The organism is Paracoccus sp. SY (assembly GCF_002901215.1).
Taxonomy (GTDB): Bacteria; Pseudomonadota; Alphaproteobacteria; order Rhodobacterales; family Rhodobacteraceae; genus Paracoccus; species Paracoccus acridae.
In genome coordinates this window covers 25,440-49,489 of the sequence record NZ_NWMQ01000001.1, presented here as the reverse complement: position 1 = coordinate 49,489, position 24,050 = coordinate 25,440, and the positions used below count along the sequence as shown (strand labels likewise).

General features: G+C 64.8%; 23 protein-coding genes and 1 tRNA gene. 12 read left to right on the top strand and 12 right to left on the bottom strand.

The features are described from left to right. Window positions 1–2 precede the first annotated feature (2 nt). Window positions 3–1,010, top strand: a complete 1,008-nt coding sequence (gene moaA / locus CK944_RS00235; RefSeq protein ID WP_103171024.1) for a GTP 3',8-cyclase MoaA — start codon at window positions 3–5, stop codon at window positions 1,008–1,010. A gap of 54 nt (window positions 1,011–1,064) precedes the next feature. On the opposite strand, the gene ispG is transcribed toward moaA, so the two are convergent. The 4 genes from ispG to CK944_RS00215 all read right to left on the bottom strand — a co-directional run bounded on the left by ispG (window position 1,065) and on the right by CK944_RS00215 (window position 4,510). Further along, window positions 1,065–2,192: a flavodoxin-dependent (E)-4-hydroxy-3-methylbut-2-enyl-diphosphate synthase gene (gene ispG / locus CK944_RS00230; RefSeq protein WP_103171023.1), complete on the bottom strand. Its 1,128-nt coding sequence runs from the start codon at window positions 2,190–2,192 to the stop codon at window positions 1,065–1,067. A gap of 78 nt (window positions 2,193–2,270) precedes the next feature. After that, a complete protein-coding gene (locus CK944_RS00225) occupies window positions 2,271–2,933 on the bottom strand; it encodes a thiamine diphosphokinase (protein ID WP_103171022.1) in 663 nt (220 codons plus the stop codon). Then, window positions 2,930–3,142: a DUF2842 domain-containing protein gene (locus CK944_RS00220; protein ID WP_103171021.1), complete on the bottom strand. Its 213-nt coding sequence runs from the start codon at window positions 3,140–3,142 to the stop codon at window positions 2,930–2,932. The genes CK944_RS00225 and CK944_RS00220 overlap by 4 nt, the downstream gene beginning before the upstream one ends. Window positions 3,143–3,217: 75 nt before the next feature. Continuing rightward, window positions 3,218–4,510: an adenylosuccinate synthase gene (locus CK944_RS00215; RefSeq protein ID WP_103171020.1), complete on the bottom strand. Its 1,293-nt coding sequence runs from the start codon at window positions 4,508–4,510 to the stop codon at window positions 3,218–3,220. A 161-nt stretch (window positions 4,511–4,671) separates the two neighbouring features. Here CK944_RS00215 and ftsY point away from each other — a divergent pair, with 161 nt between their 5' ends. Beyond that, window positions 4,672–5,718, top strand: a complete 1,047-nt coding sequence (ftsY, locus tag CK944_RS00210) for a signal recognition particle-docking protein FtsY (protein WP_103171019.1) — start codon at window positions 4,672–4,674, stop codon at window positions 5,716–5,718. A 66-nt stretch (window positions 5,719–5,784) separates the two neighbouring features. Here the strand turns inward: ftsY and hisG are convergent, their stop codons facing one another. The 3 genes from hisG to hisS are packed head-to-tail and all read right to left on the bottom strand — an operon-like array spanning window position 5,785 to window position 9,004. Continuing rightward, window positions 5,785–6,462 carry an ATP phosphoribosyltransferase gene (hisG, locus tag CK944_RS00205; RefSeq protein WP_103171018.1) on the bottom strand — a complete coding sequence of 226 codons (678 nt, stop codon included), beginning with the start codon at window positions 6,460–6,462 and terminating at the stop codon, window positions 5,785–5,787. Then, window positions 6,459–7,523 (bottom strand): ATP phosphoribosyltransferase regulatory subunit, encoded by a 1,065-nt coding sequence (locus tag CK944_RS00200; RefSeq protein ID WP_103171288.1) that lies wholly within the window; start codon window positions 7,521–7,523, stop codon window positions 6,459–6,461. Before CK944_RS00200 ends, hisG begins: the two co-directional genes overlap by 4 nt. Next, complete coding sequence (gene hisS, locus CK944_RS00195) at window positions 7,523–9,004, bottom strand: histidine--tRNA ligase (RefSeq protein ID WP_103171017.1); 1,482 nt, start codon at window positions 9,002–9,004, stop codon at window positions 7,523–7,525. Before hisS ends, CK944_RS00200 begins: the two co-directional genes overlap by 1 nt. Window positions 9,005–9,055: 51 nt before the next feature. Between hisS and CK944_RS00190 the strand changes: the two genes are divergently transcribed. After that, window positions 9,056–9,274 (top strand): SlyX family protein, encoded by a 219-nt coding sequence (locus CK944_RS00190; protein WP_103171016.1) that lies wholly within the window; start codon window positions 9,056–9,058, stop codon window positions 9,272–9,274. Window positions 9,275–9,332: 58 nt separating this feature from the next. On the opposite strand, the gene pgi is transcribed toward CK944_RS00190, so the two are convergent. Genes pgi through CK944_RS00165 form a run of 5 tightly spaced genes read right to left on the bottom strand, consistent with a single transcriptional unit; the run spans window position 9,333 to window position 14,874 of the window. After that, window positions 9,333–10,943, bottom strand: coding sequence for a glucose-6-phosphate isomerase (gene pgi / locus CK944_RS00185; protein WP_103171015.1), 1,611 nt, complete (start codon window positions 10,941–10,943; stop codon window positions 9,333–9,335). A gap of 12 nt (window positions 10,944–10,955) precedes the next feature. Beyond that, window positions 10,956–11,627: a 6-phosphogluconolactonase gene (gene pgl / locus CK944_RS00180; protein WP_103171287.1), complete on the bottom strand. Its 672-nt coding sequence runs from the start codon at window positions 11,625–11,627 to the stop codon at window positions 10,956–10,958. A 2-nt stretch (window positions 11,628–11,629) separates the two neighbouring features. After that, the gene (zwf, locus tag CK944_RS00175) at window positions 11,630–13,081 is read right to left on the bottom strand and encodes a glucose-6-phosphate dehydrogenase (protein ID WP_103171286.1); all 1,452 of its coding nucleotides are present in this window, start codon (window positions 13,079–13,081) and stop codon (window positions 11,630–11,632) included. Between the two features lie 60 nt (window positions 13,082–13,141). After that, window positions 13,142–13,681: an RSP_2648 family PIN domain-containing protein gene (locus tag CK944_RS00170; RefSeq protein WP_103171014.1), complete on the bottom strand. Its 540-nt coding sequence runs from the start codon at window positions 13,679–13,681 to the stop codon at window positions 13,142–13,144. Further along, complete coding sequence (locus CK944_RS00165) at window positions 13,681–14,874, bottom strand: RSP_2647 family RNA methyltransferase (protein ID WP_103171013.1); 1,194 nt, start codon at window positions 14,872–14,874, stop codon at window positions 13,681–13,683. The genes CK944_RS00170 and CK944_RS00165 overlap by 1 nt, the downstream gene beginning before the upstream one ends. A gap of 142 nt (window positions 14,875–15,016) precedes the next feature. Here CK944_RS00165 and edd point away from each other — a divergent pair, with 142 nt between their 5' ends. The 9 genes from edd to CK944_RS00120 all read left to right on the top strand — a co-directional run bounded on the left by edd (window position 15,017) and on the right by CK944_RS00120 (window position 24,049). Next, window positions 15,017–16,819 (top strand): phosphogluconate dehydratase, encoded by a 1,803-nt coding sequence (edd, locus tag CK944_RS00160; protein WP_103171012.1) that lies wholly within the window; start codon window positions 15,017–15,019, stop codon window positions 16,817–16,819. A gap of 46 nt (window positions 16,820–16,865) precedes the next feature. Continuing rightward, window positions 16,866–16,955, top strand: a tRNA-Ser gene (locus tag CK944_RS00155). Between the two features lie 614 nt (window positions 16,956–17,569). Then, window positions 17,570–18,736, top strand: coding sequence for a transporter substrate-binding domain-containing protein (locus tag CK944_RS00150; RefSeq protein ID WP_205048987.1), 1,167 nt, complete (start codon window positions 17,570–17,572; stop codon window positions 18,734–18,736). Beyond that, entirely contained in the window at window positions 18,733–19,359 is a 627-nt protein-coding gene (locus tag CK944_RS00145; RefSeq protein ID WP_103171011.1) for an ANTAR domain-containing response regulator, read from the top strand. The genes CK944_RS00150 and CK944_RS00145 overlap by 4 nt, the downstream gene beginning before the upstream one ends. A gap of 32 nt (window positions 19,360–19,391) precedes the next feature. Continuing rightward, window positions 19,392–20,627: an urea ABC transporter substrate-binding protein gene (locus CK944_RS00140; protein ID WP_103171010.1), complete on the top strand. Its 1,236-nt coding sequence runs from the start codon at window positions 19,392–19,394 to the stop codon at window positions 20,625–20,627. A 60-nt stretch (window positions 20,628–20,687) separates the two neighbouring features. After that, entirely contained in the window at window positions 20,688–21,560 is an 873-nt protein-coding gene (locus tag CK944_RS00135; protein WP_103171009.1) for a branched-chain amino acid ABC transporter permease, read from the top strand. Between the two features lie 2 nt (window positions 21,561–21,562). Further along, window positions 21,563–22,630 (top strand): ABC transporter permease, encoded by a 1,068-nt coding sequence (locus CK944_RS00130; RefSeq protein ID WP_103171008.1) that lies wholly within the window; start codon window positions 21,563–21,565, stop codon window positions 22,628–22,630. Next, complete coding sequence (locus CK944_RS00125; protein ID WP_103171007.1) at window positions 22,630–23,346, top strand: ABC transporter ATP-binding protein; 717 nt, start codon at window positions 22,630–22,632, stop codon at window positions 23,344–23,346. Before CK944_RS00130 ends, CK944_RS00125 begins: the two co-directional genes overlap by 1 nt. After that, complete coding sequence (locus CK944_RS00120; RefSeq protein ID WP_103171006.1) at window positions 23,339–24,049, top strand: ABC transporter ATP-binding protein; 711 nt, start codon at window positions 23,339–23,341, stop codon at window positions 24,047–24,049. Before CK944_RS00125 ends, CK944_RS00120 begins: the two co-directional genes overlap by 8 nt. Window position 24,050: the final 1 nt, after the last annotated feature.

Below are 24,050 nucleotides of genomic sequence, written 5' to 3'. Positions count from 1 at the left end.
CCATGCAGCAAGCAGCCCCCCTTATCGACCCCTTCGCCCGGCCGATCACCTATCTGCGGGTGTCGGTCACGGACCGCTGCGACTTCCGCTGCGTCTATTGCATGGCCGAACACATGCAGTTCCTGCCCAAGGCAGAGCTTCTGACGCTGGAGGAGCTGGAGCGTTTGTGCAGCGCCTTTGTGGACCTTGGCGTGCAAAAGCTGCGCATCACCGGGGGCGAGCCCCTGGTCCGCCGCAACATCATGTCCTTCTTCCGCGCCATGTCGCGCCATCTGGGCAACGGTCTGGACGAATTGACGCTGACCACCAATGGCAGCCAGCTTGGCCGCTATGCCGGCGAACTGGTCGATTGCGGCGTCCGGCGGGTCAATGTGTCGCTGGACACGCTGGATGCGGACAAGTTCGCGGCGATCACCCGCTGGGGACGCCTGCCGCAGGTGCTGGACGGCATCCGTGCCGCGCAAGCCGCCGGGCTGCGGGTCAAGATCAACGCGGTCGCGCTGAAAGGCGTGAACGATGTCGAACTGTTCGACCTTGTCCGCTGGTGCGGCGACGAGGGCCACGACCTGACCTTCATCGAGGTCATGCCGATGGGCGATCTGGGCAACGAGGATCGGCTGGACCAGTACTGGCCCCTGTCCGACCTGCGCGCCCGCCTGGCCGAACGCTTCACCCTGATCGACCTTGCCGAACGGACCGGCGGCCCCGCCCGCTATGTCCGCCTGCAGGAAACCGGCCAGAAGATCGGCTTCATCACGCCCCTGACGCATAATTTCTGCGAAAGCTGCAACCGCGTGCGCCTGACCTGCACCGGCGAACTCTACATGTGCCTGGGCCAGGAGGATCGCGCGGACCTGCGCGCGCCACTGCGCGCCTCGGCCGAGGATGCGGTGGTCAAGGACGCCATCCGCGCCGCGATCAGCCGCAAGCCCAAGGGCCACGATTTCGACTATTCCCGCCAGACCGTCGCGGGCCAGATGTCCCGCCACATGAGCCATACCGGCGGCTAGGGTGCGTGCCTGCACGCACCTTGGTCCGGCTGGCGGTGCGTGCAAGCACGCACCCTACTCTGCCGCCTGAATTCCTGCTTCCGCCTCGATCTTCTCGGCGCGTTCCTCGACCAGTTGCACGATATGGTCGATCATCTGGTCGTTGGTCATCTTGTGGCTTTGCCGCCCGGCCAGATAGACCATGCCGCTGCCCGCGCCACCGCCGGTGAAGCCGATATCGGTCATCAGCGCCTCGCCCGGGCCGTTGACGACGCAGCCGATGATCGACAGCGACATGGGCGTCTTGATATGTTCCAGCCGCTTTTCCAGCCTTTCCACGGTCTTGATCACGTCAAAGCCCTGGCGCGCGCAGGACGGGCAGGAAATGATCTGCACCCCCCGCGTCCGCAGGCCGAGAGATTTCAGGATCTCGAAGCCGACCTTCACCTCCTCGACCGGATCCGCCGACAGGCTGACGCGGATCGTGTCGCCGATCCCCATCCACAGCAGGTTGCCAAGGCCGATGGCCGACTTCACCGTGCCGCCGACAAAGCCGCCCGCCTCGGTGATGCCAAGATGGATCGGCGCATCCGTGGCATCCGCAAGCTGCTGATAGGCGGCGGCGGACAGGAACACGTCACTGGCCTTCACGCTGATCTTGAATTCATGGAAGTCGTTGTCCTGCAGGATCTTGATGTGATCCAGGCCGGATTCGACCATCGCGTCCGGGCAAGGCTCGCCATATTTCTCCAGCAGATGACGTTCCAGCGATCCCGCGTTCACGCCGATGCGAATGGAACAGCCGTGGTCCTTGGCCGCCTTGATGACCTCGCGCACGCGGCTTTCGTCGCCGATATTGCCGGGATTGATGCGCAGGCAGGCGGCGCCCGCCTCGGCCGCCTCGATGGCGCGCTTGTAGTGGAAATGGATGTCGGCCACGATGGGGACCGGGCTTTCGCGGCAAATCTCGCGCAGGGCCCGCGTGGTTTCCTGATCGGGGGCAGAAATCCGCACGATGTCGGCCCCGGCGTCGGCGGCGCGGATCACCTGGTCCAGCGTGGAGCGCACGTCATGGCCGTTGGTGTTGGTCATGGTCTGCACGCTGATCGGCGCGTCGCCGCCCACGGGCACGTTGCCCACCATGATCTGGCGCGACTTCCGACGCTCGATGTTGCGCCAAGGACGGATGGGGTTCAGCGACATGGATGCCTCCGGGGGTTCGCCCCTTGCAGATAAGCCATCGTGACCAAGGCGGCAACCGCCGCACGGGGCTTTGATCGTTCAGGCAGGCAGGCGAAGCGCCGTCATCACGGATGCCAGCGTGCTGCGCGGCAACATCAGCAGCATCTTGCCCTCGATCCGCAGGGTCACGACGCCGTTCGCCATGTTGGATGTGCCAACCCGCCCGCCCGGCGCGAACTCGATCCCCTCGATGGGCCATTCCAGACCCGTGCTGATCCCGCGCGCCGGACCCATCGGGTAAAGCGAAACCCGGGTGCCCGGCATCAGCGGCAAGGTCAGGCGCGGCGGCGCCACGAAGACCACGTCGTCGGACCCCAGAAGGATCACAAGGGGGCGGGGCGTGCTGGCCATTGTCGTCAATGCCGACAGCGTATGATCCAGACGCAGCCCGGCAAATCCCACCGCCATCACGAAAGGCGCCGCGATGCGGGTCAGGCACTTGGCGAAATCCGTGCTGTCCTGTTCGGCCACATGATGGATGCGCCCCGCCGGGATCAGCTTGCGCGCGCCGGCCGTGATGCTGTCCAGATCGCCGATCACCCAGTCGGGGGTCTGACCCAAGGCAAGCGCCCGGTCGGCCCCGCCATCTGCGGCCACAAGGGTCGGCGCCACCGCCAGCGCGGTCTGCAGGTCATAAGGGGTCGTCGCGCCGCCCCCGATCACGGTCACCCCCCGATCAGAGATGACCAGCGGCGGTATCATTCCCCGCGCCCGACGCCGGAAAAGACGCGCTTGAACGGCAGGATCCACAAGATGCCCAAGCCTACATAGACCGCGACCTCGACCAGGATCGGCTGGCGGCCAAAGCGCGCATCCATCCAGTTGACCAGCGTCACCGCAGCGACGATGTAAAGCGGCAGGCCGATGACCAGGATCAGCAGCGACAGCCTCTTGCGTGTCTTCAGGTTCATCGCCGCCTCCGTTTCATCTTCTGTGGATAAATATCCCACGGGGGTCCGGGGGTGTGAAACCCCCGGCTTGCGCCCTCAGTCCGCAAAAGGATCCGTCACCAGGATGGTATCGTCCCGTTCAGGACTGGTCGAGAGCAGCGCGACCGGGCATTGGATCAACTCCTCGACCCGGCGGACATATTTGATCGCCGCCGCCGGAAGCTGCGCCCAGCTGCGCGCGCCCTGTGTGGATTCCTGCCAGCCTTCCATTTCCTCATAGATGGGCGTGACCTTGGCCTGCAACGCGGCGGCCGTGGGCAGATAGTCGTATTTCACGCCATCGATCTCGTAGCCCACGCAGATCTTCAACGTGTCGAATCCGTCCAGCACGTCCAGCTTGGTCAGCGCGATGCCGTTCACGCCGCTGATGGCGCAGGTCTGGCGCACCAGCACCGCATCGAACCAGCCGCAGCGGCGCTTGCGCCCGGTGACGGTGCCGAATTCACGCCCGCGTTCACCAAGACGCTGCCCGTCGCCGTCATGCAACTCGGTCGGGAACGGCCCCTCTCCCACGCGGGTGGTATAGGCCTTGACGATCCCCAGCACGAAGCCGATGGCCGACGGTCCCATGCCGGTCCCGGACGCCGCCATCCCCGACATGGTGGTCGAGCTTGTGACATAGGGATAGGTGCCGAAGTCGATATCCAGCAGCGACCCCTGCGCGCCTTCGAACAGGATGCGCTTGCCGGCCTTGCGGGCATCGGCCATGATCTTCCAGACCGGCTGGGCATAGGGCAGCAGCTTCGGCGCCACCTCCATCAGCCTGGCCTTCAGCTCGGCCCGGTCGATGGGCTCGGCGCCCAGTCCCTGCCGCAAGGCATCGTGATGGGCCAGCAGGCGGTCCAGCCGCGCATCCAGCGTTTCCTCGTCGCCCAGATCCGCCACGCGGATGGTGCGGCGTCCCACCTTGTCCTCGTATGCCGGGCCGATACCGCGGCCGGTGGTGCCGATCTTGGCCTTGCCCGCGGCTTCCTCGCGCAGCTTGTCCAGATCCTGGTGCAGCGGCAGGATCAGCGGCGTGTTCTCCGCAATCATCAGGTTGTCCGTCGAGATCGTGACGCCCTGCCCCGACAGCTTGTCGATTTCCGAAAACAGCGCCCAAGGGTCCAGCACCACGCCGTTGCCGATCACGGCCAGCTTGCCTTCCCGCACGATACCCGAGGGCAGCAGCGACAGCTTGAAGACCTTCTCGCCGATGACCAGCGTGTGCCCGGCGTTATGACCGCCCTGGAAACGGGCGATCACATCGGCCCGTTCGCTCAGCCAATCGACGATCTTGCCCTTGCCCTCGTCGCCCCATTGCGCGCCGACAACCACCACATTGGCCATGAACGGTCCTTCCATCTGCCCGAAAAATGTCCGGTGCAGGGTCTAGCGCAAGGCCGGGCCGGGGGAAAGCCGGGATTTGACCGGTACGGCACCGGCCGCCTGCCCTTTTCCTTTCCGGTCGCAAGGTTTAGGTTCGCCGCCGGGCTGCAAGGGTACAGGGCATGTCGTTTTTCTCGAAACTGCGCGATCGGCTGACCCGATCCTCGTCAAAGATCGGCGAAGGATTGGACGGCATCGTGGACGCCGGACCTGCCCCTGCCGCCGAGACCCCGGCTGCCCCCCAGCCCATGGCTCCACCGCCGCCTGCGGCGCCTGCGGCCCCTTCCGCCGGATTGGTCGGGCGCCTGTTCGGCACCGCCCCCGCCAGACCCGAGGAACCGCGCCGCGCCCTCGACGACGAGATGCTGGAAGAACTCGAGGACATGCTGGTCCAGGCCGACCTCGGGGTGGATACGGCCCTGCGCGTGACGGCCAATATCGCCGAAGGGCGGATGGGGCGCCGCCTGTCGGCCACCGAACTCAAGGAACTGCTGGCGACCGAGATCGCGCGGATCATGACCCCGGTCGCCCGTCCCCTGCCCCTTTACCCCAAGAAGCCGCAGGTCGTGCTGGTCGTGGGCGTCAATGGCGCGGGCAAGACCACCACCATCGGCAAGCTGGCAAGCCAGTTCCGCGAGGCGGGCAAGTCGGTGATGATCGCGGCGGGCGACACGTTCCGCGCGGCGGCCGTCGAACAGTTGCAGATCTGGGGCCAGCGGGCGGGCGTGCCGGTGATGGTCGCCGCGCAAGGCAGCGATCCCGCAAGCCTGGCCTTCGACGCCATGACACGGGCCGAGGCTGAAGGCGCGGACCTTCTGATGATCGACACGGCCGGCCGCCTGCAGAACCGCCAGGACCTGATGGAGGAACTGGCCAAGATCGTCCGCGTGATCCGCAAGAAGGATCCGACCGCGCCCCACAACACCCTTCTGGTGCTGGACGCGACCACGGGCCAGAACGCGCTGAACCAGGTGGAAACCTTCCGCCAGTTGGCCGATGTCTCGGGCCTGGTGATGACGAAACTGGACGGCACCGCGCGCGGCGGGGTGCTGGTGGCCCTGGCAGACCGCTTCGGCCTGCCGATCCATGCGATCGGCGTCGGCGAACAGATCGACGACCTGGACGCCTTCGACGCCAATGATTTCGCCCGCGCACTCGTCGGGCTCTGACGCTTCTTCGTTGCCCAAATATCCTCGGGGGAACGCGCGAAGCGCGTGGGGGCAGACAGCCCCCGCCTAATTTGCCACCCCAAGCTGCGCTAGAAAGGGCCGCACATCACCAAGCGCGGCGCGATTGGCGAACAGCGTGGCCTGGGATCGCAGGATCGGCTCCTCTCCCAGGATCTTCAGGTTGTTGGCCCGCAGCGTTTCCCCGGACGATGTGATGTCGGCCACCGCCTCGGCGGTCTGGTTGGCGACCGTGCCCTCGGTCGCGCCCTGGGAATCGACCAGCTGGTAATCCGCCACCTCGTGATGGGCCAGCCAGGCGCGCACCAGGCGGTGATACTTGGTGGCGATCCGCAGCCGGAAGCCATGGACGGCGCGAAAATCACGGGCGATAGACGCAAAATCGTCCAGATCCTCGCAATCGCGCCAGCATTCCGGCACGGCCAGGATCAGGTCGGCATGGCCGAAGCCCATGGGCGCGATCTCGGCCACGTCGGACCGCCAGCCTGCCAGCTTTTCGCGCACCAGGTCGGTGCCGGTCACGCCCAGCTCGATCCGTCCTGCGGCAAGCTCTCGCGGGATCTCGCCCGCCGACAGCAGGACCAGCGACACCCCCTCTGCGCCCTCGACCCGGCCCGCATATTCGCGATCCGAGATGCTGCGCGACAGCGCCACGCCGCGTGAGGCAAACCAGTCAAAGGTCTGCTCCATCAGCCGCCCCTTGGACGGCACCCCTAACCGGATCATCGCGCGGCCTCCAGTTCGGCGACAAGGCCGGGGCGGATGATGCCGCCCACGGCGGGGATCGCACGGCCGCCGCGCCCCAGGACGGCCGTCAGCGCGTCATAGCGCCCGCCCGAGGCGACAGGCGGCCAGGCAGGGCGATCAGGTGCGACGAAGCTGAAGGTAAAGCCGTCGTAGTATTCCATCGTCTGGCGCCCATGGCTTGCGTCGAACAGGATCGCGTCAGGGGCGACGCCCTGGGCCGACAGCATCGCCATCCGCTCCTCGATGCGCAGGACCGCCGGCCCCAGCTCGGTCCATTCCGCAACCAGGTCCCGCAGCTCTGCCAAGGCCCCTGGCAGCGGCGCACGAACCGCAAACAGCCGCTCGAGCCGCGCGATCCAGGCTGGATCAAGCGGCTGCGCGTGCCGGTCTGCCAGCAGCCGGTCGATCCGGGCCTGCATCTCATCCTCGCCCCGAAGCCCGGCCCACGGCGCGCTTGTCGAGGGAAGATCACGCGCCTCGGCGGGCCGAGAGAACCGCGCCAGCAGCCGCGCAAAGCGGCGGGGCCGCCACAGGTGATGCAGCAGGGCATCGCGGCGAGCAGTCGACAGCGGCAGCGCCCGGACCGCATCCATCAGCAGCCCCGTGTCGCCCGTCACGGCCTGCAGGCCATAGGGGACCAGCAGCCGGTGGAACAGTCCGAAGACCTCGGCATCGGCCTGACGGTCATGGGCAAACAGTTCGAAGCCCGCCTGCAGATATTCGTTGTCGCGCGGATTGGCCGGCCGCTCCTCGCCCGGATCCTGCTTGCGAAAGACCTCGCCCAGATAGCAGTAACGCGCCGGTTCCGCCCCGCCCGCCATGTGCATCTGCACCACGGGCACCGTGAAATCGGGCCGCAGCATCACCTCGCCCCGCAAGGGATCGGTCGAGGTATAGGCGCGCGCGCGGATATCCTCGCCATACAGATCCAGCAGCGTGTCGGCAGGCAGCAGGATGTCGGGCGCGACCTCAACCGCCCCCGCCTCGCGGAAGGCCTGCAGGAAACGCTGCCCGATGGCCTGCTTGTCGCGCTTGGAGATCATCCGACGATCCGCCTGACTTCCGCGACCAGATCGGCGCGCGGAACCTCGGTCTGGGCGGGTTGCGCCTTCCATTCGTCAAGGCTCGCCTCGGCCGCAATGCGCGCGCCCAGGACCAGATCCTTCACCTGCACCACGCCCCGCGCGGCCTCGTCGCCGCCCTGGATGATCGCCACCGGCGCGCCGCGCTTGTCGGCGTATTTCAACTGGTTGCCGAAGTTCTTTGGATTGCCCAGATAAACCTCGGCCCGGATGCCAGCGGCGCGCAGTTCAGATGCCATCGCCTGGTAATCCGCCATCCGGTCGCGATCCATGACTGTGACAACCACCGGCCCCTGCGCTTCGCTGCCGGCAAGCCCCTTGGCCCGCAGCGCCGCCAGCAGCCGGTCCACGCCGATGCTGATGCCCGTTGCAGGCACCTTCTGGCCCGTAAACCGCTCGACCAACCCGTCATAGCGTCCGCCGCCCGCAACCGATCCGAACTGCCGCTTGCGGCCCTTCTCGTCCAGGATCTCGAAGGTCAGTTCCGCCTCGAAGACCGGCCCGGTGTAATAGCCAAGCCCGCGCACGACCGAGGGGTCGATGACCGCGCGATCCTCGGCCACGCCCATCGCGGCCAGCATGTCGGCGATCTGGGCCAGTTCCTCCACGCCCTCTGCCCCGGCAGCCGAAGCGCCGACCGCCAAGCGCAAATTCCCCAGCGTCGCCGCGTTGTCCGTGCCTTTCGAGGTCAGGAAGGCCAGCACCGGCTGGGCCTGCGCCTCGCTCAACCCAACCCCTTCGATCATGGCGCCGCTGTCGTCCTTGCGGCCCGCGGTCAGCAGCGCCTGCACGCCCTCGCGGCCGACCTTGTCGAACTTGTCGATCTGGCGCAGCACGTCCTCGGCCTGGTCCGCGCGCACCTCGGCGGCCTCCAGCACGCCATTCAGCACCTTGCGGTTGTTGATGCGCACGATGTAGTCGCCGCGCGCGATCCCCACGGCCTCCAGAGCATCCGCCAGCATCGCGCAGATCTCGGCATCCGCCGCGACTGACGGCGACCCCACCGTATCCGCGTCGCATTGATAGAACTGCCGGAACCGCCCCGGCCCCGGCTTCTCGTTCCGCCAGACCGGACCCATGGCATAGCGGCGATAGGGCGACGGCAGGTCGTTGCGGAACTGCGCCGCCACCCGTGCCAAGGGTGCCGTCAGGTCGTATCGCAGCGCCAGCCAGTCGCCAGAACCGCCGCCGGGCACGGCTTCCTCTTGCCAGGCAAAGACGCCGGCGTTGGGGCGATCTACGTCGGGCAGGAACTTGCCCAGGGCCTCGACCGTCTCGACGGCGCTGGTTTCCAGGGGATCGAAGCCATGGCGGTGATAGATTTCGGCGATCCGGTCCAGCATCGCCTTGCGTTCCGTCACATCCGCGCCGAAATAGTCGCGAAAGCCCTTGGGCGTTTCCGCCTTGGGACGGGGTTGTTTTTTCTGATCTTTCGCCATGGTCCTGCCTTTCCGGCCAAATCCGTGGCTGCCTTAACCGAAGGGGCCGATATGGACAAGGATAGCGAAACGCGAATCCGCCAGCTTGAAGAAGCGCTGGCGCACCTGATACGCGTGACCGACGACCTGCACGAGGTCATCGCCCGCCAGGACGGCGAAATCGCGCTGCTGACCCGCCGGGTCGAAATGCTGATGCGTTTCGCCGCCGAACAGCAGGCCGATGCCGAAGGCACCATCCCCTTGGCCGATCAGCGCCCGCCGCACTGGTAGCATCTTCTGTGCGGAAATATCCCGCGGGGGCCCGGGGGCGCGAAGCCCCCGGCCTTTTCTACCCGCGCATCTGCCGGAAGACCTGTGCCAGATGCTCGGTGGACGCATCATGCCCGGGCGCATCTTCGCCCTTCAGCAGGGGTTCGACCTTCAGGGCCAGTTCCTTGCCCAGTTCCACACCCCACTGGTCGAAGCTGTTGATCCCCAGGATGACGCCTTCCACGAAGACCCTGTGTTCGTAAAGCGCGACGATCTGGCCCAAGGTAAAGGGCGTCAGCTGTTCGATCAGCAGCGTGGTCGAAGGCCGGTTGCCGGGGAACACACGATGCCGGGCCTGCCGGTCCAGTTCCGCGCCTTTCAGACCCTTGGCCGCCATCAGGGCGCGCGCCTCGTCCAGGGTCCGGCCGCGCATCAGGGCCTCGGACTGGGCCAGGCAGTTCGCGGCCAGCAGGACATGGTGATGGGCCAGGTCATCCTCGTGCCCCTTCGCGGCCAGGATGAATTCGCAAGGCACGGGCATCGTGCCCTGGTGGATCAACTGATAGAAGGCGTGCTGGCCGTTGGTGCCGGGTTCGCCCCAGACGACCGGGCCTGACGGCAGGGCCAAGTCGGACCCGTCCATCGCCACGCGCTTGCCGTTCGATTCCATCTCAAGCTGCTGCAGATAGGCCGGCAGCCGGAGCAGGCGGTTGTCATAGGGCAGCACGGCGCGCGTCGGATAACCGCAGATCTGGTGGTGCCAGATGCCGACCAGGGCCAGCAGCACGGGCAGGTTTTCCGCCAGGGGCGCGGCGCGGAAATGCGCGTCCATCGCAGCGCCGCCCGCCAGGAATTCGTCAAAGCGTTCGTCGCCGATGGCCAGCATCAGCGACAGCCCGATCGGCCCCCAGACGGAATAGCGACCGCCGACCCAATCCTCGAAACCGAAGACGCGCGACGGCTCGATGCCGAACTCCGCCGTCTTGGCGGTGGCGGATGACAGCGCCACGAATTGCGCCGCCGGATCGGTGACGACGCGGCCCATCCAGTCGCGGGCGGTCTGGGCATTGGTCATCGTCTCGATAGTGGTGAAGGTCTTGGATGCCACGATCACCAGCGTCGTCGCCGGGTCCAGGCCCTTCAGCGTGTCGGCGATGTCGGCGCCGTCCACGTTGCTGACGAAATGGCAGCGCGGCCCGTCGTGATAGGGCGCCATTGCCAGCACCGCCATATAGGGACCCAGATCCGACCCGCCGATGCCGATGTTGACCACATCGGTGATCTTGCCACCCTGCCCCGTGAAGGCGCCCGATCGCACGTCGCGGGCGAAATCGGCCATGCGGTCATGCGTCTCGCGCACGGCGGGCATCACGTCCTGGCCGTCCACCATCACGCTGCCGCGCAGGTTGCGCAGGGCGGTGTGCAGGACGGCGCGGCCCTCGGTCTCGTTGATCCTTTCGCCTGTGAACATCGCCTCGCGCCGGGCCGCCACGTCGGCGCCCTCGGCCAGTTCGACCAGCAGGTCGCGCGCGGTCGCGTCGATCATCGTCTTCGACCAGTCGAAGACCAGGCCATCGGCCTGGGTCGCGAAGGTGCGGGCGCGTCCAGGGTCGGCATCGAACAGGTCAGAGATCCGGCTGTCGCCTTGCGCCTGGCGGTGGGATTTCAGGCGGGTCCAGATGTCGGTCATTCGGAAAGGCTCCTATTCAGCCCAGTGAACGGTCGCGTTGTCCAGGAAGGCGCGGATCGGCGCCTCGGTCGGGTCCAGCTTCTGCGCCCGTTCAAGCGCCTCGCGCTTTTCAGGCCCCATGATCAGGACATGAACATTCATCGCATCGGCAAGGGCAGGGCGGGTCAGGGTGATGCGCGGCTCCTCGGCGCCTTCGGCGCGGATCGGCAGGACCAGCGGTGCGTCCGCGGCCAGGCCCTCGGCCAAACGATCCGCACCGGGGAACAGGCTGGCGGTGTGCATGTCATTGCCCATGCCCAGCAGGACCACGGTGATCGGCAGATGCGGCCTGATCGCCTGGACCAGACCATCCGCGGCCTCGTCCGGCGTGGCGTCGCCCGTGTAAAGGTCGATGTAGGCCGCGGCCGCCGCCTTGTCGCGCAGCAGGTGGCGGCGCAACAGGCGGCCGTTCGACCGCTTGTGTTCGCCGTCCACCCAGCGTTCGTCGCCCAGAAACACCGTCACACGGCCCCAGTCGATATCCGCCCCGCTGAGCGTCTCGAACACCAGCGTGGGCGAGGTCCCGCCCGGCACGCAGAGGCTGGCCCGTTCGCCCGTCCGCAACTGCTGCGCCAGTTGCGACGCCATCTGGTCGGCCAGCGACAACGCCAGCATTTCCCTGTCCGGGTATTCCTTGAATTCCATCGTCACGCGCGAATCTCCCTCCATCGGCGGTTGTCGCGATGCAGCAGACGCAACGCTTCCTCGGGGCCCGAGGATCCCGCGTCATAGGGTTCGGGGCGCCGCTTGCTGTCTTCCCAGGCGGCGATGATCGGATCGGTCCAGGCCCAGGCGGCCTCGACCTCGTCCCCGCGCATGAACAGCGTCTGGTTGCCCCGGATCACATCCATGATCAGCCGTTCATAGGCGTCGGGCATGTCGCTGCCATCGGCGCCAAGCGCGTCGGCGAAGGACATGTCCAACGGCACCTGCACCAGCCGCATCCCCCCCGGACCCGGTTCCTTGATCATCACCTTGAGGTTCATACCCTCGTTCGGTTGCAGGCGGATGACAAGCTCGTTGGCCTTGGGCGCGCCGCTGTCGTCGAAGATGGAATGGGGCGGTTCGCGGAAGACAATGGCGATCTCGCTGGTCCGGGCGCGCAGCTTCTTGCCGGTGCGCAGATAGAAGGGCGTGCCCTGCCACCGCCAGTTGGAAATGCAGACCTTCATCGCGACATAGCTTTCGGTGCGCGAATCCGGGTTCTCGGCATCCTCGCGATAGCCGGTCGATTTCCCGTCGGCCTGATACTGGCCGCGCACGATGTCGCCGGGTTCCACCGGTTGCAGGGCGCGGATCACCTTCAGCTTCTCGTCCCTGACGGCATTGGGGTCGAAGTGATAGGGCGGCTCCATCGCGATCAGGCACAGAAGCTGCATCATGTGGTTCTGCACCATGTCCCGGATCGCGCCGGATTTATCGTAATAGCTGCCGCGCCCCGCCACGCCCACGGTTTCGGCCACCGTGATCTGGACATGATCGACATATTGGGAATTCCACAGCGGCTCGAACAGGATATTGGCAAAGCGGACCGCCATCAGGTTCTGCACGGTTTCCTTGCCCAGGTAATGGTCGATCCGATAGATCTGTTCTTCGCGGAAATGGCAGGCCAGCGTGGCGTTCAAGGCGCGCGCGCTTTCCAGGTCGCGGCCAAAGGGCTTTTCCACGACAATGCGGCTGTTTTCATCCGCGATGCCGTGGCTGGCAAGGCGGCTGGCGATATCGCCGAACAGCGCCGGCGCGACCGAGAAGTAGAAGGCATGGACGGCACCGGGGCGCATCCGCGATTTCAGATCCGCCCAGCCGCCGTCCCCCTTGGCGTCGATGGGCGTATAGCCCAGCAGGTCCAGGAACTGCGCCAGCCGGGGGTCGTCCGCGGCGATGCCGCCGAACTCCTCGATGGCCTTCCTGGCCTCGGCGCGGAAAGCCGCATCGTCCTGTTCGGTGCGGGCCGCGCCGATGATGCGTGATGTCGCGGGAACCTGTCCGGCCACGAAGCGGCGGAACAGGCCCGGCAGAATCTTGCGCTGCGCCAGATCGCCGGTGGCACCAAAGATGACCAGATCGAAGTCATCGACCGGAATGACGCGCGAGACCATGCTGTCCTCCTTGCGGTTGGGGGTCGCCATATCTCTTGTTAGCGTTAACAGCAACGCGGTTCAACCTTTCAGCGCCTTGGCCAGCCTTGGCAGGCGGCTGCGTTTCAGCATGGCGGCCAAGGTCATGTTGCCACCCATTGCGGCGGCCTTGTCGCGCGTCGTCAGGACAGCGGCGCGAACCGCGCCCGGATCGGACCTGAACAGGTCCAACAGGAACGCATCGGGATGGATCGCCCGCAGCCCGAGGCCCGCCATGAGGGTTTGGGGAAAATCGCGCAGGTTCGCCGTCACCACCAGCGTCGCGGCCCCTGCCAAGGCCGCCTCCACCACATGCCGGTCGGCAGGGTCCGGGAAATGCAGGTCGATGGCGCGGTTGCCGTCATCGGGCATCTCGGCCGCCGGAAACCGGTCGCGCAGCAAGGCGATCTCGGCTCCTGCGACGGCGCCCTGATCCCCGCCCAGCCGGGCGGCGGCACCGCGCCATTCGGCCAGGATGCGTGGGGACCATAGCGGCACGAACAACCCCGCGCCGGCCAGATCGATCAGGATCTCTCGCAGGATCGTGGGAAACAGGACATTGGCGTCAAGAACGGCGCGCATCAGTCCAGCCGGAAGAACAGCGCCTTGAGATAGCCGGTCTCGGCCAGTTGCGGCAGCATCGGGTGATCCGGTCCCGCCTGTCCGGTATGGATCAGAACCCCGCGCCGCCCGCCGCGCCCGATGCCGCGTGCGCTGACATTGCGAAAGGCCGTCAGGTCGGCCGCATGGGAACAGCTGCATAGGACCAGATAGCCGCCGGGCGCAACCAGCGGCGCCGCCAGCTTCGCCACGCGTTCATAGGCGCGCAGCCCCGCCTCCAGCGCAGGCTTGGCGGGTGCGAAGGCGGGCGGATCGCAGACCACCAGGTCGAAGCGGCGGCCATCCTCGGCCATCTTCTCCATCGCTTTGAAGGCGTCGGACTGGACGGTTTCCAGGCGATCGGCGGCACCCATGCGCCCTGCCCCGCCCTTTGCCAGATCCAGGGCCGCCGCGCTGCCGTCCACGCAAGTGGCGCTTGCCGCACCTGCCGACAGGGCCGCAAGGCCGAAGCCGCCCACATGACTGAACACGTCCAGCATCGTGCCGCCCTTGGCCAGCCGCTGCGCAAAGGCGTGGTTCGGCCGCTGGTCGAAGAACAGGCCGGTCTTCTGCCCGCCCATCAGATCGGCCAGATAGGTCGCGCCATTCATCGGCACCGCCACGGGTTCGGACGGAGCCTGTCCGCGCAGAACCTCCATCCGTTCCTCCAGGCCCTCCAGCCCGCGCGCGCGGCCCTGGCCGTTCAGGATCACCGTCGTCACGCCGGTCACATCGACCAGGGCGTCGGCCAGATCCTCAGCCATCCGGTCAGCCCAGGCGGCGTTCGGCTGGATCACCGCCGCATCGCCGAAACGGTCGATCACCAGGCCGGGAAGGCCGTCGGCTTCGGCATGGACCAGTCGATAGAAGGGCGTATCGTACAGCCGCTGCCGCAACTGCAATGCCCGGTCCAGCTTGGCGCGCAGCCATGCCCCGTCGATCCGCACATCGGTATTGGCGTCCATCACCCGGCCGACGATCTTGGAATTCGGGTTGACCGTCACCAGGGCCAGGGGCGCACGTTCGGCATCTTCGAGGATGGCAAAGCCGCCTGGGGGGATCGCGCGGCTGCGGCGGTCCATCACCGCCTCGTCGGCAAAGACCCAAGGAAAGCCGTGGCGGATCGCCTGAGGCTTGGATTTAGGGCGCAGGCGCAGCACGGGCAGATCAGTCATCGGTTTCATCCTTTTCGCGCCACTGGATCTGGCATGGCGCCTCGTCCGGCACAAGGCTGCCCGACAAAGCAAAGCGCCGCGACAAGCGATGTTGAACCGTTAACGCTAACAGCATATATAATGGCGCAAGAAGGAGCCAGCCATGACCCTGCACGCCACCATCGACCGCGTCACTGACCGGATCCGCACCCGGTCCCGCCAGGGCCGAGAGGCCTATCTGACCAAGATCGCCCGCGCGGCCGAGGAAGGCCCCCGCCGGGCGCACCTGTCCTGCGGCAACCAGGCCCATGCCTATGCCGCGATGGATGACAAGGACGACCTGGCCCTGACGCGCAAGCCGAACATCGGCATTGTCACCGCCTATAACGACATGCTGTCGGCCCATCAGCCTTACGAACGTTTTCCCGACCTGATCCGGGCCGCGGGCAAGGCAGCGGGCGCCACGGTCCAGGTGGCGGGCGGCGTGCCCGCCATGTGCGACGGCGTGACCCAGGGCCGCGCCGGCATGGAGCTGTCGCTGTTTTCCCGCGACGTGATCGCGCTTGCGGCGGGTGTCGCGCTGTCACACGACTGTTTCGACGCGGCGCTGTATCTGGGCGTCTGCGACAAGATCGTGCCCGGACTGGTCATGGCCGCCGCGACCTTTGGCCATGTCCCCGCCGTGTTCCTGCCTGCCGGGCCCATGCCCTCGGGCCTGCCCAATGATGAGAAATCCCGCATCCGCCAGCAATTCGCGGCAGGCGAGGTCGGGCGTGACGCGCTGATGGCGGCCGAGATGGCGTCCTATCATTCCCCCGGCACCTGCACCTTCTACGGCACTGCCAACAGCAACCAGATGCTGATGGAGTTCATGGGCCTGCACCTGCCCGGCTCCAGCTTCGTGAACCCCAACACCCCCCTGCGCGAGGCGCTGACCGTGGCGGGCGTCCAGCGCGCCGCCGCGATCACGCGGCTTGGCAACGACTATCTGCCCGCGGGCGAGGTCCTGGACGAAAAGGCCTTCGTGAACGGCATCGTCGGGCTGATGGCAACAGGCGGTTCCACGAACCTGGTCATGCACATCCCCGCCATGGCCAAGGCGGCCGGCATCCTGATCGACATCCAGGATTTCCACGACATTTCCGAAGCCGTGCCGTTGATGGCGCGCGTCTATCCCAACGGCCTGGCCGACGTGAACCACTTCCACGCGGCAGGCGGCATCGGCTACATGATTGGACAGTTGCTGGACGCAGGGCTGCTGCACGCCGATGTCAAGACGATCAACGGCACCGGCCTGGACGGCTATACCGCCGAACCCAAGCTGGACGGCGACCGCATCCGCTGGGAGGAAGGATCGCGCGAGACATTGAACGACCGCATCCTGCGCCCCGCCGGCAACCCCTTCGCCCGGACGGGCGGGCTGAAGCAGCTTCAAGGCAACCTGGGCCGGGGCGTCATCAAGGTCAGCGCGGTCGCCGAGGAACGCCATGTGATCGAGGCCCGCGCCCGCGTCTTTTCCGACCAAGAGCAGGTGAAGGATGCCTTCAAGGCGGGCGAATTCACCGAAGACACGGTGGTCGTCGTTCGCTTCCAGGGGCCGCGCGCGAACGGAATGCCCGAACTGCATTCCCTGACGCCCATCCTGGCCGTATTGCAGGATCGCGGGCTGCGTGTCGCCCTGCTGACCGATGGCCGCATGTCAGGCGCTTCGGGCAAGGTTCCCGCAGCCATCCACATCTCGCCCGAGGCATCGGTAGGCGGCCCCCTCGCCCGCATCCAGGATGGCGACCTGATCCGGCTGGACGCGGTCAGCGGAACGATCGACTGCCTTGCCCCTGACTTCGAAGCCCGTCCCGCCGCGCTGCACGACCCCGCCCTCAGCAGCGAAGGCATGGGCCGCGAACTGTTCGCCGCCTTCCGCGCCGTCGCCGGCCCCGCAACCGATGGCGCGGGCGTGGTGGTGTGACGGATGGGCCTTGGCAATCGGGCTGCCGCGGTTTAGGCAAACCTACGGAGCAGTGGCCGAGCGGTCTAAGGCAGCGGTCTTGAAAACCGCCGGGCCAGTGATGGTCCCGTGGGTTCGAATCCCACCTGCTCCGCCAAATTCTTAAAAATATTGAATTTTAACATCTTAGCGTTTGTCTGCTGCTACTGCAGCCCTATATGCCTATACAACTAGAGTGATCGGTTCGTACTGATTTACTGCGGATAAGGACACGTCAATGTAGGCTCCAGACCCACTGTCTTCGAGCGCTTTGCATGGTTCAGGCCCTGCAAGAAGACCTGATCCCTGAGCGATCTTTTCCAACTGATAGAAGTGCAGATGGAGCGCTTAAAGCCCTTCTTTCCAAAAGCCGTGACAAGCCTCGCGTCGATGATCGATGGGTGATCAGCGGCATGATCTTGTTCACCGCAAGGGGTTCTCCACTTCGACCCTCGCACAATGATACAGTCGGGAAGAGGCTCCGACACTTCATCAAACGCCGGGAATACTCTTTACCTTTTTTTTTACCCCCAATCCAATTCCCGATGTGCTGCTTAAAATCAAGGCACGCGCCGCCCCTCATCCTCTTTGCTGATTGACAGGTCTGTTCCTGCGGCCCTAGCTTGAGACATGTGCAAGGCAACTGAGCCGTTACGCACAGATCTGACGACATCGACATAATGGCAATTCCGCCCTGGGCACTCGCTGCCTCAGGGCTGTTTTCACGTGGACATGAACTTGGAACGCACCTCACTTCAGATCGGTCTGCTGTTCTCAACCGAAGGGCCTTACGCCACGGTTGCTCAAGCACTTCTGAATGGGGCGATGCTGGCGTGCCGGGAGGTGAACGAGGATCCATCCTTGCACCTGCAGCTGGAGCCTCTGCACGTGAATCCTCGGGGACAGCTGGACAACTACCGAGACGGAGTCCAGTCGATGCTGGATCGAGGCATTGTCCATATCTGCGGTTGCTATACCTCCTCCAGCCGCAAGGAGGTGCTGCCAATCATCGAGAAGCACGATGCGCTGCTGTGGTATCCCAGCCATTACGAAGGCTTCGAAACCTCGCAGAACGTGATCTACACCGGCTCCTCTCCGAACCAGCATCTGACGCCGCTTATCGGGTTTCTGTTCAAGGAATACGGCAGTACGGGCTATTGCATTGGGTCGAACTACATCTGGGCCTGGGAAAGCAACCGGGTCTTCCGCGAAGGCATTACGCGCCTGGGAGGACGGATTGCAGCCGAACGCTATGTGCCCATCGGGGAAACTGACTTAGACCAGTATGTCATCGAGATCCTGGACCTTCGACCCAACTACATCTTCAATTCCCTGATTGGGTCTTCATCCTATGAGTTCCTGCGGCGCCTGCGCCGGGCCAGCGCTGCTGCCGGGATTGACCAGCCCCGGAGCATACCGGTGGCAAGCTGCACCTTGTCCGAACCAGAACTGCACGCGATCGGCGCCGAGGCGGCGGATGGACAGATCACCTCCAGCGTCTATTTCTCATCGATCCAAACGGCACGCAATGCTGCCTTTGTCGCAGCATATCGCCGTGCTTTTCCGAATGGACCGGCCGCCTGCGCGGACGCAGAATCCAGCTATATTGCCATCCACCTGCTGGCACGCGCCGTCGCACGGGCAGGTGGCGAAGACATTGCAAAGGTTCGTGCCGCTGTGACTGCCTGCCGCTTCGATGCGCCGCAAGGACCGGTGATGATCGATCCAGCAACGATGCACGCCTATCTGACGCCGCATATTGGTATCTCGCGCGCAGATTTCGAATTCGACGTGTTGATCGAAAGTCCGGGGCCGGTGCGGCCGGACCCGTATCTGGTGCAGTGGTCGCGCACCACAGAACCGTCTTCCCTGCCCTCGCAACTGAGGATCGTGAAATGAAACAGCCCCGCGTGACGCAGAATTTCCGCGATTTCCGAGCTTCGATCATCACATCCGACAGCCGTAGCACGAACACATTGCAGATTGTTCTGCCGCGCCTTGGGTTGACGGTCGATGCAATTCACCAGACCTTGATCTTTGAGCCATCGGCTGGCCCCCGCGTGGCCTTCATTGACGGCGACATGGCGCTGCCTGCGGCGGGCGAGGAACCTGACATACCGGCTGATTGCGCCATTGTCGGTCTGGTCGGGTCAGAAGCACCCAGCCGACTGCGCGGGCTGGTCAGCCTTGGTGCACAGGCCTTCCTGACCAAGCCCATCCACAGCGGATCGGTCTATTCCGCCCTCTTTCTGGCGGTCAATTCCCTTACCCGCAGCATGGCGATGCAGGCCCAGATCGAGGAACTGAAGCAGCGGCGAAAAGGCCGCGCCCATGTCCTGCGCGCAGTGACCGACATGGTACTTCGTGACGGCATCGGCCCTGACCAGGCCTATGATCGCCTGCGTCGCAGTGCCATGCACGCCCGGCAGAGCGTCGAGGACTTCTGCGAGGGCCTGCGAGCTTCAAGATATAACGAGGACGAAGAAGCCTCGGCGACTGATGAAAGGCGACGCTGGGCCTGATCCCCACGTCGAGAACCAACAAGGAGTTGTCAATGTTGATCACGTCGAAAAGCGCCGCTTCGGCGCTCGGAGTTCTGTTGCTTGCCGGTGCCGCGTTCGGACAGGATGCCGAACCGATCAAGCTGGGTGTCCTGGAAGACCAGTCCGGCGATTTCGCCCTTGCCACGATCGGCAAGGTCCACGCGATCCAGCTTGCGGCAGAAGAAATCAATGCCGCCGGCGGCATCGACGGCCGCCCGCTGGAACTGGTCGAATACGACACCCAATCCGACAATACCCGCTTCCAGGAATTCATGCGCAGGGTGCTGCAGCGCGACAAGGTGGATGCCGTCTTTGCGGGATTTTCCTCGGCCTCGCGCGAGGCTTATCGGCCCATCGTCAACCAGTTCGACGGGCTGGCCTTCTATAACAACCAGTATGAAGGCGGAGTTTGCGACGCGAACATGATCGTGACGGGCGCCGTTCCGGAACAGCAGTTCTCGACACTATTGCCCTACATGATCGAGAACTATGGGCCCAACGTCTATACGATTGCGGCCGACTACAACTTCGGCCAGATCTCGGCCGAATGGGTGCGCAACATCGTCGCTGAAAATGGCGGCACCATGGTGGGCGAGGAATTCATCCCACTGGGCGTGTCGCAGTTCTCTCAGACCATCCAGAACATCCAGGCAGCAAAGCCCGATTTCGTAGTGACGCTGCTGGTTGGAACGGCGCAGGCGTCCTACTACGAACAGGCGGGCGCCGCGAACCTGGGCCTGCCGATGGCATCCTCGGTGAATGTGGGCCAAGGCTATGAACACAAGCGCTTCACGCCGCCCAGCCTCAAGGACATGTATGCGACCGTGAACTATGTCGAGGAAGTCGACACCCCCGCCAGCAAGGAGTTCGTCGAGAAGTTCCGCGCGAAGTTCCCCGACGAGCCCTATATCAACCAGGAGGCCAGCAACTCCTACGCCGCCGTCTATCTCTACAAGCAACTGGTTGAACGCGCGAAATCGACCGACCTGGCCGAAATCCGCAAGGTCATCGCCGAAGGGGATGTCTGCGTGGATGGTCCCGGTGGCCAGATGTGCATCGACCCGAAAAGCCAGCACGTCTCGCACACGATCCATCTAGCGCATGTCACCGAAGATCACTCGGTCGAGTTTCCGACCAAATGGGACGCGATCCAGCCCTATTGGCTGGGCGAGGCGGGCTGCGATCTGACCGTCAGCGACCCCAGTGAACAGTACACGCCGTCGAACCCTCCCCCGGCCAACGGCTGACCGCTGCCCTGTCCGGGCGGCCTGCCCGCCCGGACGCCACCACACCAAAGGGGCCGCCTTGTGGACATCTTCAATCTGATCTTCAGCTTTCTTTACCAGTTTGGCGATGCCTTTGCCTTTCTGGTCCTCAGCGCCTGCGGGCTGGCCGTCATCTTCGGCATGATGGGCGTCATCAACCTTGCCCATGGCGAATTCATCATGTGCGGGGCCTATGTCTCGACCAGTGCGGTTCATGCGGGCCTGCCTCTGCCGCTTGCGATCATCGCGGGCGCCGTTGCCGCGGGCATCGCTGGCATGATCGTCGAACTGGTCGTGATCCGCCCGCTGTATCAGCGCCCCCTGGACACCATCGTCGCGACCTGGGGCATTTCCATGATCGTAACCCAAGGGACGCTGATCGTGCTTGGTCCAAGCATGCAGGGCGTGGGCACCCCCTTCGGCAGCTTCACGATGGGCGGCTATTCCTATTCCATCTACCGGGTCATCCTGATGATCGCCGCTATCGGCACGTTGGCCCTGTTGTGGCTGATGTTCACGCGCACGCGGTTCGGCCTTCTGTCGCGCGCCACGATCCAGGTCCCCCATGTGGCCGAGGCCATGGGCGTCAACACCAACCTGATCTACAGCCTGACCTTCGGCCTGGGTGCGGCCCTGGCCGGACTGGCGGGCGGGCTTTACGCGCCGACCATGACGCTGGTGCCCACCATGGGGGCGTCCTTCATGGTCGAGGCCTTTGTCACCGTCGTTGTCGGCGGGGCGGACATCTTCCTGGGAACGGCCCCTGCCGCCGCTATCCTCGGCATCATCAAGGCCGCGCTGACGGGCTGGCAGGGCCAGCTTGCCGGGCAGATCGGCCTTTTGATCGCCGTCATCATCGTCATCCGCATCCTGCCACGCGGGATCAGCGGCAAGATCCTGAAAGAAAGGGCCTGAGAATGGCCGAGACATCCCGACTGCGCGGCATCCTGCGCCTGGTCGAGGGGCCGCAGACTCTTGGCCGAGGGCCAAAGTTCTGGGCGGGCTTCGCCCTTGTCCTGGCCTGTGCCTGCGCCTATCCGATGTTTGCCGACAGCTATGACGTTGGCAACAACGTCTACTTCTTCAACTGGCTGTTCATGGCCATGGGGCTCTCGCTGATCTGGGGCTATGGCGGATCGCTGAGCTTCGGGCAGACCGCCTTCTTCGGGATCGCGGGCTATTGCTACGGGGTGCTGACAATCAACCTGGGCGATGCCTACGGACTGACGCTGCTGTCGCTTGTGATGGCCGTGGGCTTCAGCGCATTCTTTGCGGCCGTCCTGGGCTATTTCCTGCTCTTCGGCCGCATCAATGGCGTGTTCCTTGGCATCGTGTCCCTGTCTGTGACCCTGGTGCTGGAACGCTTCATGGCTCAGACCGCAGGACCGCAGTGGGCAATCGGTTCGGCGCGGCTGAACGGGTTCAACGGCATGGGCAGCATGCCGTCCTTGACGATCCCCTGGCCCGGCGGAAGCATCGTCCTGTTCCCTGACCTGCCGCTGTATTACCTGACCCTTGCGCTGCTGGTGGTGGTCTATCTGGCCCTGCGGATGCTAGTGAATTCGCGCTTCGGCAATGTGCTGGTCGCAATCCGCGAGAATCCCCAGCGCGCCGAGATGCTTGGCTATGACATCCGCAAGTTCCAGTTGGGCGCATTTGTCATCGGCTCGTCCCTCGCCGGGCTGTCGGGGGTGCTTTATACCTCCTGGGGCAACTACATCACCCCCGCCTCGATGGGGATGACGGCCGCTGCCTTGCCCATTGTCTGGGTGGCGGTCGGCGGCCGCGGCGACCTGACCACCACGCTGGTAGGCACCTTGGCCGTACTGATCGTGTTCCAGATGCTGACGATCTATGGCAGCCAGTATGCCTTGATCGTCATGGGTGTTCTGCTTGTCGTCACGGTGCTGGTTGCTCCGCGTGGCATTGTGATGGGCATCGTGGACGCATCACGCCGCCTGTTCCGCCGGAAGGAGGCGCGCTGATGACCATTCTGGAAACCCGCAAGCTGAACAAGCATTTTGGCGGCCTGCATGTCACCGGGAACGTGGATTTCACCCTCCAAACCGGAGAGATGCATTGCCTGATCGGCCCGAACGGTGCGGGCAAGAGCACCTTCTTCCGCCTGATCCTGGGCGAACATCAGCCTGACAGCGGCCAAATCCTGTTTGCGGATGAGGATATCACCCGCGCCAAGCCGTTTCAGCGCATCCGCAAGGGGATCAGCGTCAAGTTCCAGGTTCCCGGCATCTTCAAGGAACTCAGCACCCGCCAGAACCTTGTTATCGCCCTGCAGCACCATGTTCCCGCCGGCGATCTGACCGAGGAAGTTGATCGGCTGCTGGAATTCCTGAAGCTGTCGCAGGATCACACCCAACTTGCCGGCAATCTCAGCCACGGCCAAAAGCAGTGGCTGGAAATCGGGATGGCGATCGCCTTGAAGCCGCGCCTGCTGTTGCTTGACGAACCGACCGCAGGAATGACGCCTGACGAGACCCACGCCACGGGCGAGATGCTGCACCGGCTGAATGCCGAGGGCATGACCGTGCTGGCAGTGGAACACGACATGGCCTTCGTGCGCCAGATCGCCCATCGGGTGACCATGCTGCATCTGGGCAAGGTTTTCGCACAAGGCAGCATCAACGAGATCACCGCCGACCCCCGGGTCGCCAAGATCTATCTGGGAGAGGTCCATGCCTGAACCGCTTCTGCAAACATCTGCACTGAACGGCGGATATGGCGGCAAGCCAGTTCTGCAAGGCGTCGACATCGATGTGAAGGAAGGCGAAATCGTCGCCATCATCGGTCGCAATGGCGTGGGCAAGTCCACCCTGATGAAAACGCTGATCGGGCTTCTGCCAAGCCAGCGTGGAGAGATCCGGGTGAAGGGCCGGCAGGTCGACGGCCTTTCGGCGCATCGCCGCGCGCGCCTTGGGATCGGCTATGTCCCCCAGGGTCGGGATGTCTTTCCGCGCATGACCGTGCTGGAAAACCTGATGGTCGGCCAGTCGATTTCCGGCCGCAAGCTGGATGGCAAGCTTGAGGAAGTCTATCACTACTTCCCCATCCTGCAGGAACGCGCCCATCAGCGCGCAGGCACAATGTCGGGCGGCCAACAGCAGCAGCTTGCCATCGGCCGTGTGCTAATGGGCGGGCCGTCTCTGGTCCTTCTGGACGAACCCTCGGAAGGCATCCAGCCCAACATCGTCCAGTCAATCGCCCGGATCATGGTGGAGCTGAACGCCAAGACCGGCCTCAGCGTCGTCTTTGTCGAACAGAACATCGACATGATCCGCGCCATGGCACAACGCTGCTATGTCATGGACAAGGGCCGCATCACCGCCGCGCTGACCCGTGCCGACCTAGACGATCAGGATCTCATCCGCAGCTATCTGTCCGTCTGAC